Source organism: Elstera sp. (assembly GCF_044372965.1).
Lineage (GTDB): Bacteria > Pseudomonadota > Alphaproteobacteria > Elsterales > Elsteraceae > Elstera.
In genome coordinates, this window is the sequence record NZ_JBILQX010000072.1 from 1 (window position 1) to 15,898 (window position 15,898).

16 protein-coding genes are annotated in these 15,898 nt (G+C 62.1%); 7 read left to right on the plus strand and 9 right to left on the minus strand.

What is annotated here, in order from left to right; all coding sequences use genetic code 11:
• Nucleotides 1-600, minus strand: a 600-nt coding sequence (locus ACIQ36_RS10695) for an ABC transporter transmembrane domain-containing protein (RefSeq protein WP_395829017.1), incomplete at its 3' end; no start/stop codon positions are given.
• A 272-nt stretch (nucleotides 601-872) separates the two neighbouring features.
• On the opposite strand from ACIQ36_RS10695, the gene ACIQ36_RS10700 reads away from it, so the two are divergent.
• From ACIQ36_RS10700 to ACIQ36_RS10725, 6 genes are all read left to right on the plus strand, one after another.
• A complete protein-coding gene (locus ACIQ36_RS10700; protein ID WP_395829019.1) occupies nucleotides 873-2,732 on the plus strand; it encodes a dipeptide ABC transporter ATP-binding protein in 1,860 nt (619 codons plus the stop codon).
• 11 nt (nucleotides 2,733-2,743) lie between these two features.
• Nucleotides 2,744-4,639: an ABC transporter substrate-binding protein gene (locus tag ACIQ36_RS10705; RefSeq protein ID WP_395829021.1), complete on the plus strand. Its 1,896-nt coding sequence runs from the start codon at nucleotides 2,744-2,746 to the stop codon at nucleotides 4,637-4,639.
• Between the two features lie 7 nt (nucleotides 4,640-4,646).
• Complete coding sequence (locus ACIQ36_RS10710) at nucleotides 4,647-5,645, plus strand: ABC transporter permease (protein WP_395829023.1); 999 nt, start codon at nucleotides 4,647-4,649, stop codon at nucleotides 5,643-5,645.
• Nucleotides 5,642-6,787: an ABC transporter permease gene (locus ACIQ36_RS10715; RefSeq protein ID WP_395829025.1), complete on the plus strand. Its 1,146-nt coding sequence runs from the start codon at nucleotides 5,642-5,644 to the stop codon at nucleotides 6,785-6,787. The genes ACIQ36_RS10710 and ACIQ36_RS10715 overlap by 4 nt, the downstream gene beginning before the upstream one ends.
• Nucleotides 6,765-8,819, plus strand: coding sequence for an adenylate/guanylate cyclase domain-containing protein (locus ACIQ36_RS10720; protein ID WP_395829027.1), 2,055 nt, complete (start codon nucleotides 6,765-6,767; stop codon nucleotides 8,817-8,819). Before ACIQ36_RS10715 ends, ACIQ36_RS10720 begins: the two co-directional genes overlap by 23 nt.
• A gap of 88 nt (nucleotides 8,820-8,907) precedes the next feature.
• A complete protein-coding gene (locus ACIQ36_RS10725; RefSeq protein ID WP_395829029.1) occupies nucleotides 8,908-9,186 on the plus strand; it encodes a hypothetical protein in 279 nt (92 codons plus the stop codon).
• A gap of 141 nt (nucleotides 9,187-9,327) precedes the next feature.
• Here ACIQ36_RS10725 and ACIQ36_RS10730 read toward each other — a convergent pair whose 3' ends face one another.
• Nucleotides 9,328-9,885: a class I SAM-dependent methyltransferase gene (locus ACIQ36_RS10730; RefSeq protein WP_395829031.1), complete on the minus strand. Its 558-nt coding sequence runs from the start codon at nucleotides 9,883-9,885 to the stop codon at nucleotides 9,328-9,330.
• A 122-nt stretch (nucleotides 9,886-10,007) separates the two neighbouring features.
• Here ACIQ36_RS10730 and ACIQ36_RS10735 point away from each other — a divergent pair, with 122 nt between their 5' ends.
• The gene (locus ACIQ36_RS10735) at nucleotides 10,008-10,505 is read left to right on the plus strand and encodes a class I SAM-dependent methyltransferase (protein WP_395829033.1); all 498 of its coding nucleotides are present in this window, start codon (nucleotides 10,008-10,010) and stop codon (nucleotides 10,503-10,505) included.
• Nucleotides 10,506-10,510: 5 nt separating this feature from the next.
• Here ACIQ36_RS10735 and rlmH read toward each other — a convergent pair whose 3' ends face one another.
• The 7 genes from rlmH to ACIQ36_RS10770 form a co-directional block, all read right to left on the minus strand.
• A complete protein-coding gene (rlmH, locus tag ACIQ36_RS10740) occupies nucleotides 10,511-10,969 on the minus strand; it encodes a 23S rRNA (pseudouridine(1915)-N(3))-methyltransferase RlmH (protein ID WP_395829035.1) in 459 nt (152 codons plus the stop codon).
• A 10-nt stretch (nucleotides 10,970-10,979) separates the two neighbouring features.
• On the minus strand, nucleotides 10,980-11,393 hold the full coding sequence (rsfS, locus tag ACIQ36_RS10745; protein ID WP_395829037.1) for a ribosome silencing factor: 414 nt from the start codon (nucleotides 11,391-11,393) through the stop codon (nucleotides 10,980-10,982).
• Nucleotides 11,394-11,492: 99 nt separating this feature from the next.
• Nucleotides 11,493-12,146, minus strand: a complete 654-nt coding sequence (locus ACIQ36_RS10750; RefSeq protein ID WP_395829039.1) for a nicotinate-nucleotide adenylyltransferase — start codon at nucleotides 12,144-12,146, stop codon at nucleotides 11,493-11,495.
• Nucleotides 12,124-13,386: a glutamate-5-semialdehyde dehydrogenase gene (locus ACIQ36_RS10755; RefSeq protein ID WP_395829041.1), complete on the minus strand. Its 1,263-nt coding sequence runs from the start codon at nucleotides 13,384-13,386 to the stop codon at nucleotides 12,124-12,126. Before ACIQ36_RS10755 ends, ACIQ36_RS10750 begins: the two co-directional genes overlap by 23 nt.
• Nucleotides 13,373-14,539, minus strand: a complete 1,167-nt coding sequence (gene proB / locus ACIQ36_RS10760) for a glutamate 5-kinase (protein WP_395829043.1) — start codon at nucleotides 14,537-14,539, stop codon at nucleotides 13,373-13,375. Before proB ends, ACIQ36_RS10755 begins: the two co-directional genes overlap by 14 nt.
• A gap of 10 nt (nucleotides 14,540-14,549) precedes the next feature.
• Entirely contained in the window at nucleotides 14,550-15,593 is a 1,044-nt protein-coding gene (gene obgE, locus ACIQ36_RS10765) for a GTPase ObgE (protein ID WP_395829045.1), read from the minus strand.
• Between the two features lie 133 nt (nucleotides 15,594-15,726).
• Nucleotides 15,727-15,898: 50S ribosomal protein L27 (locus tag ACIQ36_RS10770; RefSeq protein WP_395829046.1), on the minus strand; the 172-nt coding region annotated here is incomplete at its 5' end.

Genomic DNA, 15,898 nt, shown 5'->3' on the forward strand with positions numbered 1-15,898 from the left:
ATTAATATCCATCATCTTGCCGAAAATAGCGAGATGGAAGCGGTTGGTTCCGTTGGTTTGAATCTCGCGTAAAGACAGCGCCGTTTCGGTAATTTCGTCCGAGAGTTCCCGCACCAAATGAATACGCTGCTTACTAAGATTATTCACTTTACGCTGCAAACGCGGAATAATCACCATTTGTACTGGGTACAGCGCAATCGCGGCAAGCCCGAGAATTGGGTCTTGCAAGCACATGAAGGTCAAAATAACCAGCAGCGTGCCGCCTTGAAATGCAGGCACCGCGAAGCTATCGCCGATGAAACCGCCCAAAGGTTCGACTTCCGCCGTGATCATCGGAACCAATTGGCCCGGCGGGGTTTTGCGGAAATGGTGATTGGGGAAGCGTAAAATCCGCTCGTACAGCGCAAAGCGCAGCCGCCGGTTCATCCGCTCGCCAACGCGCCCTTTATAGACGTTCAGAAAATACTTGAACGCGCCGTTGATGAGAACCAAGGCCAAGTAACTGAAGCAGAGAAGGAGCAAATGCTCCATCTGACCCAACTCAAACCCCTGAACGGCCAACGGCCAAGTTTTACCCTGGATCGACTCGTTAACGATCATCTTCGGCAAATCGAGCGAATAATACAGAAAAGGAAAAGAAATGAGCGTCCAAACAACAACTGCAATCTGCTGCTTCAGACTATAACGACAGATAAATCGGAAGAGGGTTTTTTCCATCGAGGCATCGCGGCAGCTAAATTTGGCCCGCACTATAGCGCACTGCACCCAAGACGCGCCTTTAAAATCATCACGCCCCCGGATTTGTCTCGCCCCCTCGCCAGCCGCCAGGGGTTCGGGTAAGCTCCCGCCATGCTCTTGGGAAATGATCGATCATGCTGAACCCGCCTGCCGCCGCCCCGCTTCTCAGTCTGCGCGATGTCGCGGTGACGTTTGCGCTCCCAGGCGGGCCGGTGGAAGCGGTGAAGGGGGTGAGTTTCGACGTTATGCCCGGCTCCACCGTGGCGCTCGTCGGCGAGTCCGGTTCCGGTAAATCGGTGTTGGCGCAGGCCATTTTGGGGATTTTGCCCAAGACGGCGCGCATCAGTCGCGGGCAAATTCTGCTGAACCGGGGCGGCGAAACCCTCGACCTCGCCACGCTCAATACCGATAGCCCGGCCTTTCGCGCGGTGCGCGGGCGCGATGTTGCCATCATTTTTCAAGAACCGATGACGGCGCTCTCGCCGCTACACACCATCGGCAATCAGATTCTCGAAGCCCTGCATTTGCACCGTACGGTCGATAGTGCCACGGGCGAAGATTTGGCGCGCGAGATGCTGCGCCTCGTCGGCTTTAAAGACCCGGCGAGCGCGCTCAGCGCCTATACCTTCGAGCTTTCCGGCGGTTTACGTCAGCGCGCGATGATCGCCATGGCGCTGATCTGCCGCCCCGCCCTCTTGATCGCCGACGAGCCGACGACCGCCCTGGACGTCACCCTGCAAGCGCAAATCTTGAAGCTCCTGGCCGATCTTCAGCAGGAACTGCAGATGGCGGTGCTGATGATCACCCACGATCTCGGGGTGGTCGCCAATATCGCCCAAGAAACCGTGGTAATGTACCACGGCAAAGTGATGGAAAGTGGCCCGACGGCGGCCCTCTTCGAAACCCCCAGCCACCCTTATTTGCGCGCGCTTTTGGCAGCAACGCCGGAACCGGGGCGCGACCGCACCATTCCGCTGAAGCCGATCCGCGATTACCCGCGCGCCCTGCCCCCGAGCCTCACGCGCAAGCCGGTCGTCGTCACCGCCAACACACCGATTCTCAGCGTCGAGCACGTCTCGAAAAGTTTCACGGCGCGCGGCGGCCTGTTCGGCTTCACGAAATCGAAACCCTATGTGGCGGTTGATGACGTATCCCTCACCGTCCGGCGCGGTGAATGCTTAGGGCTGGTGGGGGAGAGCGGCTGCGGCAAAACCACCCTATCGCGCCTGATTCTGAACGCGATGACGCCCGACGCGGGCAAGATCACTTTCTATGATGGCGACCGCCCGATGGACGTGAACCATCTCAGCGACGCCGATCAGAAAATCTTCCGGCGCAAGGCCCAGTTCATTTTCCAAGACCCGTTCGGCTCCTTGAACCCGCGCATGACCGTGGCGGATTTGATCGCCGAACCCTTGGTGATCCACAACATCGGTAGTGCCGACGAACAGCGCACGCGCGTCGATGAACTCTTAGGGCTGGTCGGGCTCAACCCCACGCACCGCCACCGCTACCCCCATAGCTTTTCCGGCGGGCAGCGCCAGCGCATCGGCATCGCCCGCGCCCTCGCCCTGCACCCGGACTTCATCATTTGCGACGAGCCGGTCTCGGCGCTCGACGTATCGATCCAGGCGCAAATCCTGAATCTCTTGAAAGAGTTGAAGCAGGAGCTGGGCCTCACCTACCTCTTCATCAGCCATAATCTTGCGGTGGTTGATTATCTCGCGGACCGGGTCGCGGTCATGTGCGCCGGACGGATCGTGGAGTTTGCCGAGCGCGCCCAGCTTTTCAGCGACCCGCAGCATCCCTATACGCAAGCGCTGCTGGCGGCGGTGCCCGTGCCCGACCTCGCCCATCCGCTCGATTTTGGCAAGCTGATGGAAGGCCGGGCCTCCAACCCCGCCGCCTGGCCCGCGCCCTACCGCATCGAAGGCGATACCCGCCCCGGCCTGATCGAAGTGGCCCCCGGCCACCTCGTCCGCGCGGCGGCGTAAGGGGAATGACAATGCGCCGCCTTCTCCTCACGCTGCTGGCCCTTGCGGCTCCCCTCCCCGCGCTCGCCGTCGAGCCGGTCGAAATACCGTTCTTTGCCGCCGAGGTTGCCGCCGGGAAGCTGCCGCCGATTGGCGCTCGCCTGCCGTCTGAGCCCAGCCTTGCAGTCTTCCCCCCCGGCACCGAAATCGGGCGTCCCGGTGGCGAATGGCGTTGGATTGGCGGCGGCGCGCGCGACGTGCGCCAGATGGTGGTGTTCGGCAATGCCCGCCTCGTCGCCTATGACGAAAACTACCAGCTTCAACCCGATCTTCTGGCCGGGCTGGAGGTCGCGGAAGATCGGGTGTTCACGCTGCATTTGCGCGCGGGCCACCGCTGGTCGGACGGCACGCCGTTTACGTCCGAGGATTTCCGCTACTTTTGGGACGATGTGATCCGCAACAAGGAACTCTCCCCCACCGGTCCGCCGCCGTCGCTGTTGGTTGACGGGAAAGCGCCCGAGGTGAGTTTCCCCGACGCGCTCACGGTGCGCTACGCCTGGCCGGCGGCGAATCCGAAGTTTCTGCACGAATTGGCTGGCCCCGCCCCGCTGTTCCTCTACCGTCCGGCCCATTATCTCAAGCAATTCCACAAAAATTACGCCGATCCCGAGGCGCTGAAAGCGGCGGTTGCCAAAGCCAAAGCGCGCAATTGGGCGCAGCTTCATAATCGGCTGGATAATCAATACCGCAACGATAACCCGGATTTGCCGACGCTCGACCCGTGGGTCTTAAAAACCAAACCGCCCGCCGAACAGTTTACCTTCGTGCGCAATCCCTATTATCACCGGATCGACGCGAAGGGCCAGCAACTGCCCTATATCGACCGGGTGTTGATGCAGGTGGCGGAACCCAAGCTGATCCCGGCAAAGGTCGGCGCGGGCGAGGCCGATTTGCAGGCGCGCTATCTGGGGTTCTCCGATTACAGCTTTCTGCGCGGGGCCGCTAAGGAGAAGGGGGCGACCGTTACCCTGTGGCGCACCGGGCGCGGGGCGCATCTGGCGCTGTTCCCCAATCTGACCGTGGCCGATCCGGTTTGGCGCGGATTGATGCGCGATGTGCGCTTTCGCCGAGCGCTGTCGCTTGGCATTAACCGGCGCGAAATCAATCAGGTCGTTTATTTCGGCCTCGCGCGCGAGGGTAATAATAGCGTTCAGAAAGCAAGCCCGCTGTACCGCGATTCAACCCGCCTCACCTGGGCCAGCTATGCGCCGCAGCAAGCCAATAAGCTGCTGGACGAACTTGGGCTCGTCCGCGATGCGGCCAGCAGTCTGCGCCGCCTGCCCGATGGCCGCCCAATGACCATCGTCGTCGAATCCGGCGGCGAGAGCCCCGATCAAGCCGACGTGATGCAGTTGGTACGCGATGCCTGGGCAGAAATCGGTATCAAGGCGCTGACCAAGAATTTCCAGGCCGATGTGTTCCGCAATCGGCTATTCGCCGGGGAAACCGTCATCAGCATCGCCGCAGGTGCCGAAAATGGCCTTGCCCACGCCGATCATTCCCCTGCCGAATGGGCCCCGACTCAGCAGATTCATGGCTCTTGGTCGCAGTGGGGGAATTTCTACGAATCCTCCGGCAAGGCGGGCCAGGCCATCGATATGGCCGAGGGGCGGGAGTTGATGCGGCTCTTTGAGAGTTGGCGAACCGCCCAAACCGAAAGCGCGCGCCGCGCGGCCTGGCACGAGATGCTTGAGTATCACGCGGAACAGCAGTTCGTGATCGGGCTGATTTCAGACGTGCCGCAGCCGGTTTATGCGCGCAAAAGCCTGCGCAATCTGCCCGCCGAGGGCATGTATAATTGGGAGCCGGGCGGCCATCTTGGGCTGTATCGCCCGGACCGACTATGGTTCGAGGATGGGCAGAGATGAGGCAAGCATGCTGAATTACCTTATTCGCCGCCTATTGGTGATGATCCCAACGCTGCTGGTGATCAGCCTCATCACCTTCATCCTCATTCAACTGCCGCCGGGCGATTACCTCACCACCTATATTGCCGAGTTGCAAAGCCAGGGCGAGGCGGTGGACCCGGCGAAAATCCAGTTTCTGCGTGACCAATATGGGCTCGATAAACCCCTGTGGGAGCAATATCTGGTGTGGCTCTGGGGCATGCTCCACGGCGATTTCGGCTGGTCGTTCGAATATCAACTGCCCGTCAGCGAGGTCATCGGCGACCGGCTGCTGCTGTCGATCATTCTGTCGTTCAGCACGATTCTCTTCACCTGGATCGTCGCGTTTCCCATCGGCGTTTACTCCGCCGTGCGCCGGTATAGCGCGGGCGATCATATTCTCACGATCATCGGCTTTCTCGGCATCGCCACGCCGAATTTTCTGCTGGCCCTCGTGCTGCTGTACCTCAGCAACCGCTGGTTCGGCATTTCGATTGGCGGGCTGATGGACCCGATCTATCTGGATCAACCCTGGTCGGGCGCGAAGTTTATCTCGGTCGTGCAGCATTTGATCGTGCCGACGCTGGTGATCGGGCTTGCCGGGACGGCGGGGATGATCCGGCGCTTACGCGCCAATCTGCTCGACGAACTCCATAAACCCTATGTGACCACAGCGCGGGCCAAGGGCCTGCCCGCGCGCCGGGTGCTGCTGAAATATCCGCTGCGCATGGCACTAAACCCCTTCATCGCCGATATCGGTAATCTGCTGCCGCAAATGATCTCCGGCGCGACCATCGTGTCGGTGGTTATGTCGCTGCCCACCACGGGGCCGATGCTGCTGGCGGCCCTGCAAAGCCAGGATATGTATTTGGCCGGAAGCTTCTTGTTTTTCCTGGCGCTGCTGACCGTCGTCGGCGTGCTGGTATCGGATATTGCTTTGGCCGCGCTCGATCCGCGCATTCGCCTCGGCGGGCCAGGGGGCGCATGATGCAGCATTATGTGAACCCTGAGCCGTTCGATCCCTACGCCATCGATAAAATCACCCCGGCGCAGGAGCGGATCTATCAGGCGAAACCCCTGCAACTGATGATCTGGCGGTTTCGGCGGCATAAGCTCGCCATGATCAGCCTTGTCTTCCTGGCCTTTGCCTATGCGACCACGCTCGTCACCGAGATGCTCGCCCCCTATGGCCTCACGACCCGCAACATCGACCATATCCTAGCGCCGCCCCAGGGCATTCACCTGTTCCACGAAGGGCGCTTCGTCGGGCCGTTTACCTATGGGTTCGACTATCGGCTCGACATGGACAATCTCATCCGCGTCTACACGCCGAACCGGGACCGGGTGCAGCCCCTGCGCTTCTTTTGCCGGGGCGATTCCTACCGCTTCTGGGGGATGATCGAGGGTTCCTTCCATTTCGTTTGCCCGCCAGAGGGCGGCACGCTGTTCTTGCTCGGCACCGACCGGCTGGGGCGGGATATTCTGTCGCGCATTCTCTACGGCGCGCGGATTTCGCTCACCGTGGGCCTGATTGGCATCAGCATCAGCCTGTTTCTCGGGCTGCTGCTCGGCGGGATTGCGGGCTATTACGGCGGCAAGGTCGATTCCCTCATCCAGCGCATTATCGAAATGCTGCGCAGCTTCCCAGAACTGCCGCTCTGGATGACCCTTTCCGCCGCGCTACCGGTCGATTGGAGCCCGGTGGTTATCTATTTCGGCATTACCGTGATCCTGGGGTTGCTCGATTGGACCGGACTTGCCCGCGCCGTGCGCTCCAAACTGCTGGCCCTGCGGGAGGAAGATTTCTGCACGGCAGCGGAATTGATGGGCGCAAAACCCTCGCGGGTGATTCGCCGCCATCTTTTGCCCAATTTTCTCAGCCACATCATCGCCTCAGCAACCCTATCAATTCCGGGGATGATTCTGGGGGAGACCGCCCTAAGCTTCTTAGGGCTGGGGTTGCGCGCCCCGATTACCAGTTGGGGGGTTTTGTTGGCGGAGGCGCAGAATATCAATGCGGTCGTTCTCTATCCCTGGCTGCTGTTTCCGGTGGTGCCCGTGATCCTGGTCGTCTTGGCGTTCAACTTCCTTGGCGATGGGCTTCGGGATGCGGCTGATCCGTATAATTAACATTCTCCTGCGCCGCCTGAGCGCCACGCTCAGCGGACGCTTGCCGATCACCTGGCTCTTGGCCCTGGGGTTTACCGGGCTGATGACGCTCGCCGTTGGTACGGTCTTCTACGTCGGGGCCGAAGAAACCCGGCGCCTCACCTTCGAACTGCTCGCCGAACGCGGCGGTCAGGCTTTGGCCCAGGTGGTGCGCTCGGTCGATGGCATTCTGAACCCCGTCCGCCGCCAATTGGCGATGATGACCGAGGCGGCGGCGGAAGGCCGGGTGGATTTACGCGACCGCGACCAGATAACCGGCTTGCTGGTAGGAAGCCTCTCGGCCACGCCGCAGATCGTCGGCGTCGGCTATGTCACCGCCTCGGGCGTCGCCTACCGGGCCACGCGGGGCGAGCGGGATTTGAAGCGCATCGTTTTGCCAGGGGGCGATGCCATTCGGCGGCAGTTGCAAACGCTGGCCAAAAGCCGCGAGCCGGAATGGTTGCCGCCGGTTTGGAGCACGGTTCTCCAACAGACCGTCGTCACCCTGCGCGTGCCGGTGTTCGATGAGAATAATGTGTTTCTCGGCGTCATCGAAGCGGCGGTAGGCGTCGGCGAAGTTTCGCGCAGCTTGGCACAAAGCTCGAACCTGAACCAGCAAACTGCCGTTATTCTCTATGACCGCGATTGGGTGTTAGCCCACCCCAATCTTGCCAAGATGGAAATGACCGGATCAGATTCGCGCCCCTTACCCCGGTTGGAGGAAGTCGGCGATCCGGTGCTGGCGGGAATCTGGGGCAAAGGCAAAGTGCCGCGTGGGGCTTTTCCGGTTCTGCTGCGCCAGTTCGACCAAGAAGCGACGCTGCTGAATGTGGAGGTTGGCCGGGAAGACTATGTTTTCCTGTACCGGGAGATCACCCGATATGGTGATAAGCCCTGGATTCTTGGCTTCTATGTGAAGGACGAAGTGGTCCAAGAAGCCTTCGGCAGCTTGCAAATGGTCGTGATGATCGGGGCCTTGGTGCTGGTAGGATCCATCGGTCTGTCGCTGGTGCTCGCGCGCGTCATCCGCCGCCCGATCAAGGATTTTGCTCAGGCCAGCGAGGCCGTGGAAGCGGGGGACTTCGACGCCGTCCCACCCTTGCGCCGCAGCCCCGTACGGGAGTTCGACGAAGGGGCGCGGTCTTTCAATCGCATGGTGGAAGGGCTGCGGGAGCGCCAGAAAATTCGCGATCTCTTCGGTCGGTTCGTGCCCGCCAATGTCGCCGCCCGCCTGCTGCACGACCCGAGCCGCCTGACGCTCGAAGGGGTGCGCCGCGAAGTCAGCGTACTGTTCACCGATATTTACGGCTTCACCGCGCTGTCGGAAAGCTACCCGCCGGAACAAATTATCCCGCTGTTGAACCGGTACTTGGGCATTGTCTGCGAGATTATTGCGGAGGAAGGCGGCATCGTCGTCGATTTTATCGGCGATGCCGTGTTCGCCCTGTTCGGCGCGCCGGAATTTATGGCCGATCACCCCCTCTGTGCGCTGCGCGCCGCCCGCCGGATTGAAGCCGCCACAACCGAGTTTGCCGAAACCGTACGCCGCAAGGGCATTCCTTTCGGCTACACCCGCCTGGGGCTTAATGCGGGCACCGTCACCGTGGGGAATTTCGGCGCGGCGGACCGGCTGAAATATGGCGCGGCGGGCGACGCGGTGAATACCGCCGCCCGCATCGAAACCGCCAATAAGGCGCTCGGCACCCGGCTGCTCGCGGGCAATCGCATCATCGAGTTGACCGGCGATACCGACTGCCGCCCGGTCGGGCGGGTCGCTTTGCGCGGACGCAGCGAGCCGGTGGACCTGTGGGAAATCCTCCCCAAAGGCAGCGGGCAGGACCCGTGGGTTCTCGCCTATCGTGAGGCCTATGAATCCCTCATGCGCGGTGAGGGCGAGGCAAGAGAAACTTTGCGTATTCTCGCCGAAGATCGGCCCGAAGATCAGGTTATTGGGTGGCTTTTGGACGCAAGCGAAGTTTCGGCCATGCCAGTTCTCTACCTAGAGAATGATTAAACTAACGCAGAATTTTGGAACCAATTCGCTCTCATTGTTCTTTTCTCTACGGCACGGCCTCTTCGTGCTGAAAAAAATGGAGAAAACCATGAAGAATATTTTCCTCACTGCTGCAATCATCTCGATCACCTCCACGTTCGCCTTCGCGCAGCAAACGACACAACCGGCGCAAAGCCAGACGCAGGGGCCGGTCGGCTCGGCCAGCAGCTTTACCGAAATGCGGGCACAGGATCAGCTCGCGACCGTTGGGTATACCAATATCAGCGCGCTAACCCTCGATGCGGGTAAGGTATGGCGGGGAACGGCGACCAAGAACGGTAAGGTTGTGAAGGTTGGTGTCGATGGCCTGGGCAAAATCATCGATTAGGAAGGCAGACAGTTTCACCAGTCCCGATGAAACCCCGCCCGCCGCTGTGCCCAACCCATCCCGGTTAACGCGGATGAAACTCTTCTAGGGTTTCCCGCGTGTCGCGCAAGGTGAGTGTGCTTCCCCTAACAGGGGAGCACACTAGCGCGCCAGATAAAGCTGCCAGTTGGTCCCCTTGCCCAGCGTCGTCAAACGGCAATGGTCGAGCAGGGTCCAGTCCAGCCCGGTCAGCGCGCCGTGAACCTGATCGAGAATGCGCCGTGCACCGCCGGTTTCCTTAGCGTAGAGCGAGACGATCATCACGCCGTTCGGGGTGAGGGCTTTGCGGTAGCGCGCCATTTCGGCCACCGGATCGGCGGTGAAGAACAGCACTTCGTTGAACAGGATCGCGTCGAATTTGCCCTCGGGCTCATAAGTCGCCAAATCGGCGCAGCGGGTAACGCCGCCGGGGGGGAGCCCTTCGAATCGGTCGAGGGCGGCTTGCGACAGATCGACGCCGACATAGCCCGACAGCAGCGACGGATGCACATACTGCATCAACACCCCATCACCGCAACCAATATCGAGCAGCCGGAACGGGCGCGGGGCCTGCATCAGATAGGCGGCAACCGCCCCATATCGCGGCGCTTCCCGCAGTTTATGCAGAAAATTCCACCGACCATCCTGATACTCTTGGTCCCAGCGCTGCGCTTCACTCATGCTTCTCCGTCTCCTAAAACTTTGGCGGCGGAGCTTATCACGCCGCCCCCCCGGAGCAAGCCTTAGGAGCAAGCCCCATGGGCAAGGCTTGACGGCGGCGGACGGGGTTGCGACAACAGCCCATGTCTCGTCTCGATAGCTTCATCAATCGCATGGTTGCGCAACGCGCCTGCCTGAATTTCATCGCCCCCCACCTGGGCGGCCCGGGGCTGACCGAGCCCGTGCTGGAACTCGGCCTTGGCAATGGCCGTACCTACGATCATCTGCGCGAACTTTTCCCGAGCGCGCCGATTTTCGTCTTCGACCGGGCGATGCGGGCCAACCCAAAAAGCGCCCCGCCGGAGGCGATGATGATCTTGGGCGACGTGCGCGAAACCCTCCCGGCCATCCGCCCGCGCCTTGGGGCCGGGGCACGGCTCATCCATAGCGATATCGGCGACGGCAGCCGCGACACGACCGAACCCTTGGTCCGCGCGCTCGAACAGGCGTTACCGCCGCTCTTGGCGGATGGGGCCTACATTATCGCCGATCAAAAAATGAGCGTGCCCACCTGGCATCCGCTGCCCTTGCCCGACGGGGTGGCCGAGGGACGCTATTATATTTGGCAATATCGGGCCTAAATGCCCTACTCCCGGTGATACGGGTGCCCGGCCAAAATCGAATGCGCCCGGTAAACCTGCTCGGCTAGCATCACCCGCACCAGCATATGGGGCCAGGTCAGCGGGCTGAGGCTGAGTTTAAAATCGGCGCGGCTGAGCAGCGCCGCATCGTGCCCATCGGCCCCGCCGATGGCAAAGGCGAGATCGGCGACGCCGCTATCGCGCCAGCGCCCGATTTGCTCGGCGAAGGCTTGGCTGGAGAGGCTCTTGCCGTGCTCGTCGAGCGCCACCAGGGTTGCGCCTTTCGGCAGCGCCTCTAGCAGCAACTGCCCTTCACGGGCTTTCAACTCGGCGGCGGGAAGGGCTTTGCGCTCTTCGACTTCGACGAGGGACAGCGCCGGACGCAGCCGATTGCCATACTCGGCCACCAAGGACTTGATGGCCGCCTCCTTACAGCGCCCGACCGCGAGCAGATGAACGCGCATCGGAAAAGGGTTAGAAGCGCGGGCTTTCGCCGGCCTCTTCGTCCCAATCTTCCTCGGCTTCGGCGTCGGTGAGGCTATCGCTATCGACCGAATAGCCTTTGACCAGTACTTCCGGCGGCAGCTCCACGCCCCACATTTTTTCGAGATTGTAGAAGCTGCGCACTTCCGGGCGGAAGAGGTGGACGATGATGTCTTTGGCATCGACCAGCACCCAATCGGCGCGCGGCATACCTTCGATGGTAATGCCCTTGGCCCCGGCTTCCTTCAGCTTTTCCGCCAGATTCATGGTAAGCGCCGCCACTTGCCGGTTGGAGCGGCCCGAGGCGATAATCATGTAATCGGCGATGCTGGTTTTGCCGATGAGCGGAATCACGACAATGCCTTCCGCCTTGCCGTCGTCCAGCGAGGTTTTGGCCACTTCCACCAACTGCTCAACAAGCGCGGTGCTTTTAGTGGAAACTGGTTCATTCGTCGAAGTGGGCGGCGTCGTATCGTTGGGGGCGGAAATGGGAGAACCCTCCGGTTAGTCTTGAAGAAGTCTTACATCGGTCTTCGCCGCCGCACGAATTGCGGTGGCCGAGGCCGGGTGTAAACGGGTACGCAAAAAGACCCAAGCAGGCCGTTTATGCCGCGCGAGGGATCGACAGGCCCCATCCGGCAAGCGCGCCGCGCGAAAGCGCAGCGCTGCCCGCCCGTGAAGAGCTTTGCCAGAATAAGGCGCGCGGGCGAAAACCGCAACCGCCGCTCGGTCATACAAGCTCTGCCAGGCGCGCCAGCGGGCGATTTGCCCAAGATTATCGGCCCCCATCAGCCACACGAAGCGCTGCCCCGGAAACAGAAGCGTCAGCCGCCGCAGGGTTTCCGCGCTATAAACCGTGCCAAGATCGCTTTCGATCGCCGTCACCACCATGTGCGGGTGGCGCGCCGTGCTCACCGCCGAAGCCACCCGCTCGGGCAGCGACGCCATCTCTGCCACCGATTTCAGCGGGTTCTGCGGCGAGACCAGCCACCAAACCCAATCCAGCCCCAAGCGCCGCAAAGCTTCCAGCGCGATATGCCGATGACCGTCATGGGCCGGATTGAACGATCCGCCCAGCAGCCCGATCACCTGTCCCTGCCCGCGCCGAAACCGCCGCAGCGCGCGTAACGCGGCCTTATCCGGCGCGAACTGTGCCATTGCCCCGCACGAGATACTTAATCGAGGTCAAATGCTGCGCCCCCACCGGGCCGCGCGCGTGCAGCTTGCCCGTGGAAATGCCAATCTCCGCGCCAAAGCCGAACTCGCCGCCATCGGCAAACTGGGTGGAGGCGTTATGCAGCACGATGGCGCTATCGACCCCAGCGAGAAATGCCGCCGCCGCCCGCGCGTCTTCGGTCAGAATCGCTTCGGTGTGGTGCGAGCCATAGCGGTTGATATGCTCAATCGCCGCGTCAACGCCCGAAACGACCTTCGCCGACACGATGGCTTCCAGATATTCGGTGCCCCAATCCGCCTCGGTCGCGGGCTCAATGCGCGGATCAAGGGCTTCCAGCGCGGCATCGGCGCGCACGACGCACCCGGCGTCGAGTAGATCTTTCAGAATCGGCGCGGCGTGGCTTTGCACAATGGCCGCATCGAACAGCAGGCTTTCCGTTGCCCCGCAGACGCCCGTGCGCCGCAGCTTGGCGTTCAGCACGACGCGCCGGGCTTTGTCGAGATCGGCAGCACTGTGGATATAGGTGTGGCAATTGCCATCCAAATGCTTCAGCACCGGCACGCGCGAGTCGGCGGCGACGCGAGCGATAAGGGATTTGCCGCCGCGCGGAATGACCACGTCCAGCGTGTCGGTCATCGTCAGCAGGAGCCCGACCGCCGCCCGGTCCGGCGTTGGCACGGCCTGAACGCAATCTTCGGGCAGTCCCGCCGCCGTCAGCCCGGCGCGCAAGGCGGTGAGAATCGCGCCCGAGGAGGCAAAACTATCGGAGCCGCCGCGCAGAATAACCGCATTGCCAGATTTCACGCACAGCGCGCCCGCATCCGCCGTTACATTCGGGCGGGATTCGTAAATGATGCCGATAACGCCCAGCGGCACGCGGATTTTTTGAAAATGCAGCCCGTTCGGCTGATGCCACTCTTCCAGCACCGCGCCCAGGGGATCGGGCAGCGCCGCAATCTCGTCGAGCCCCTTCGCCACGCCCTCAAGCCGTTCCGGCGTGAGCTTCAGCCGGTCGCGCAGGGAGGGCGACAGCTCGGTCGCCCGGGCCATGTCGCTGTCATTCGCCGCCAAAATCACCGGAGCCGCCGCGCGCAAAGCTGCCGCCATGGCCGTCACCGCTGCCGCGCGCTGCGCGCCGCTGGTCTGCGACAGAAGCGCCGACGCCGCTTTCGCCCGTGCGCCAAGGTCCGCCATTTGGGTTGCGAGATCAGGTAAGTCCATGCGGCACCTCCCCCTGGGGTTCCATCACCAAATCATCGCGGTGAATCATCTCATCGCGCCCCCGATAACCGAGCAGCGCTTCAATGTCGCCACTGCGCCGCCCGGCAATCCGGGTCGCATCGGCGCTATCATAGGCAATCAGCCCGCGCGCCAGCGTAACGCCATCCGGCCCCTGCACCACAACGAGATCGCCGCGCTCGAAACTGCCGCTGATCTGACGGACCCCGGCGGGCAGCAGGCTTTTCCCCGCCCGCAGCGCCCCAACCGCCCCGGCATCGACCGTCAGAACCCCCACCGGCTTCACGGAAGCCGCTATCCAGCGCTTGCGCGCCGTCAAAGGTTCGGCTTGCGGCAGAAACCAAGTACAGCGCGCGCCGTTGAGCAGAGCTTCGAGCGGGTTCAGCGTCTTGCCCAAGGCAATCGCCATCCGCGCCCCGGCTGAGAGCGCAACCCGCGCGGCTTGCAACTTCGTCACCATGCCGCCGGAGGAGAACCCCGGCAGGGCCTCCCCGGCCATGCCCATAATGTCGGGGGTCAGCGCCCGCACTTCCGGCAGATGCTTGGCGTCGGCGTTCACGCGCGGATCGGCAGTATACAGCCCATCAATATCCGACAGCAGGACCAGCGTATCGGCGCTCGCCATTTGCGCGACGCGCGCCGCCAGCCGGTCATTATCGCCAAAGCGGATTTCCGCTGTGGTGATCGTGTCGTTCTCGTTGATGATCGGCACCGCACCCAGGGCGAGCAGCGCGTTCAAGGTGGCCCGACCGTTCAAATGACGGCGGCGCTCTTCGGTATCTTCAAGGGTCAGCAGTACCTGGGCCGCCGTGAGCCCGTGCCGGGCGAGCGCTTCTTGATAGGCGTGCGCCAAGCGGATTTGTCCGGTCGCCGCCGCTGCTTGCTTTTCTTCGAGCAGCAGCGCCTTGCCAAGCAATCCCAGCGAGCCACGCCCCAGCGCCACCGCGCCGGAGGTGACGATCATCACCTGCATGCCGCGCGCCCGTAAGGCTGCCACGTCATCGGCCAGCGCATTCAGCCAGTCGCGCCGCAACGCGCCCGTTTCGCCCTCCACCAACAGGGCCGACCCAATTTTCACCACCAGCCGCCGCGCGGTGGCGAGGGATTGCGTTTCAACGGGGGCGAGGGCAGTCATCGGGCGCGGCTCAGGGCTGATAGGGAATATGTTCGGAGGCCGCTTTTTCGTCTTCCTTCGCCCGGTCGATCACCCCATAGAGGCGGCGGCACAAATCGAGCACCCCGCGCCCGGTAACGCCGGAGAGCAGATGAATATCCTCAGGGTCTTGCCCGCTGATTTCGGCCAAAGCCGCGCGCTTTTCCTCAATTTCCTCATCGAGCAGCGCATCGGTTTTATTGAGGCCGATGATTTCCGGCTTGTCGGTCAGCCCGCCGCCGTAATCTTCCAGTTCCTGGCGCACCACGGCGTAATTTTCCGCCACGTCTTCGGCCGTGCCATCGATGAGATGCAGAATAACGCGCGTCCGCTCCACATGCCCCAAAAAGCGGTGCCCAAGGCCAACGCCGTCGCTTGCCCCTTCGATCAGGCCCGGCAAATCGGCGAGCACGAATTCCTTTTCATCGACGCCGACAACGCCAAGCTGCGGCTTTAGCGTCGTAAACGGATAATCGGCGATCTTCGGGCGCGCGGCGGAGGAGGCCGCGAGAAACGTGCTCTTGCCCGCGTTCGGCATTCCAACGAGGCCCGCATCGGCAATCAGCTTCAGGCGCAACCAAACCCACATTTCAACGCCGGGCCAGCCGGGGGAGGATTGGCGCGGGGCGCGGTTCGTCGAGGATTTGAAATGATCATTGCCAAAGCCGCCGTCGCCGCCGCGCGCCAGCAGCACCCGCTGCCCCGGCTCGGTCAGATCGTGCAACACGGTTTCGTTGAACTCATCCATGATTTGCGTGCCGATAGGCACTTTCATGGTCACGCTGCGCCCGCCGGGGCCGGAGCGGAGCCGCCCCATGCCGGGAATGCCGTTTTGCGCTTTGAAATGCTGCTGGTAACGGTAATCGATCAGCGTGTTGAGGTTGGCCACCGCCTCCACCCACACATCGCCGCCGCGTCCGCCGTCGCCGCCGTCCGGGCCGCCGTATTCAATGAATTTCTCGCGCCGAAAACTCACACAGCCCGCCCCACCGTCGCCGCTGCGCACGTAAATCTTGGCTTGATCGAGAAACTTCATCGTCAGGGTATCCTAGGAGCCGATATCGCTGCCCCAAAACGTGAAAGGGGGAATGGCAGACCATTCCCCCTTTAACCTCTATATCTCACCGCGCGGCAGGCCGGGGGAGAGAAAGGCCGAAACGCGCGTCGTGTTAGGCTGCCAGCGGCAGCGCTTCCACTTCCGGCTGTTCGATAAACACGGTGGTGCCGAGCGAATTCTTGTGGAACCGCACGATGCCTTCGACCAGCGCGAACAAGGTGTGATCCTTGCCGATGCCGACATGCTTGCCGGGCTTATACTTGGTGCCGCGCTGACGAATGATG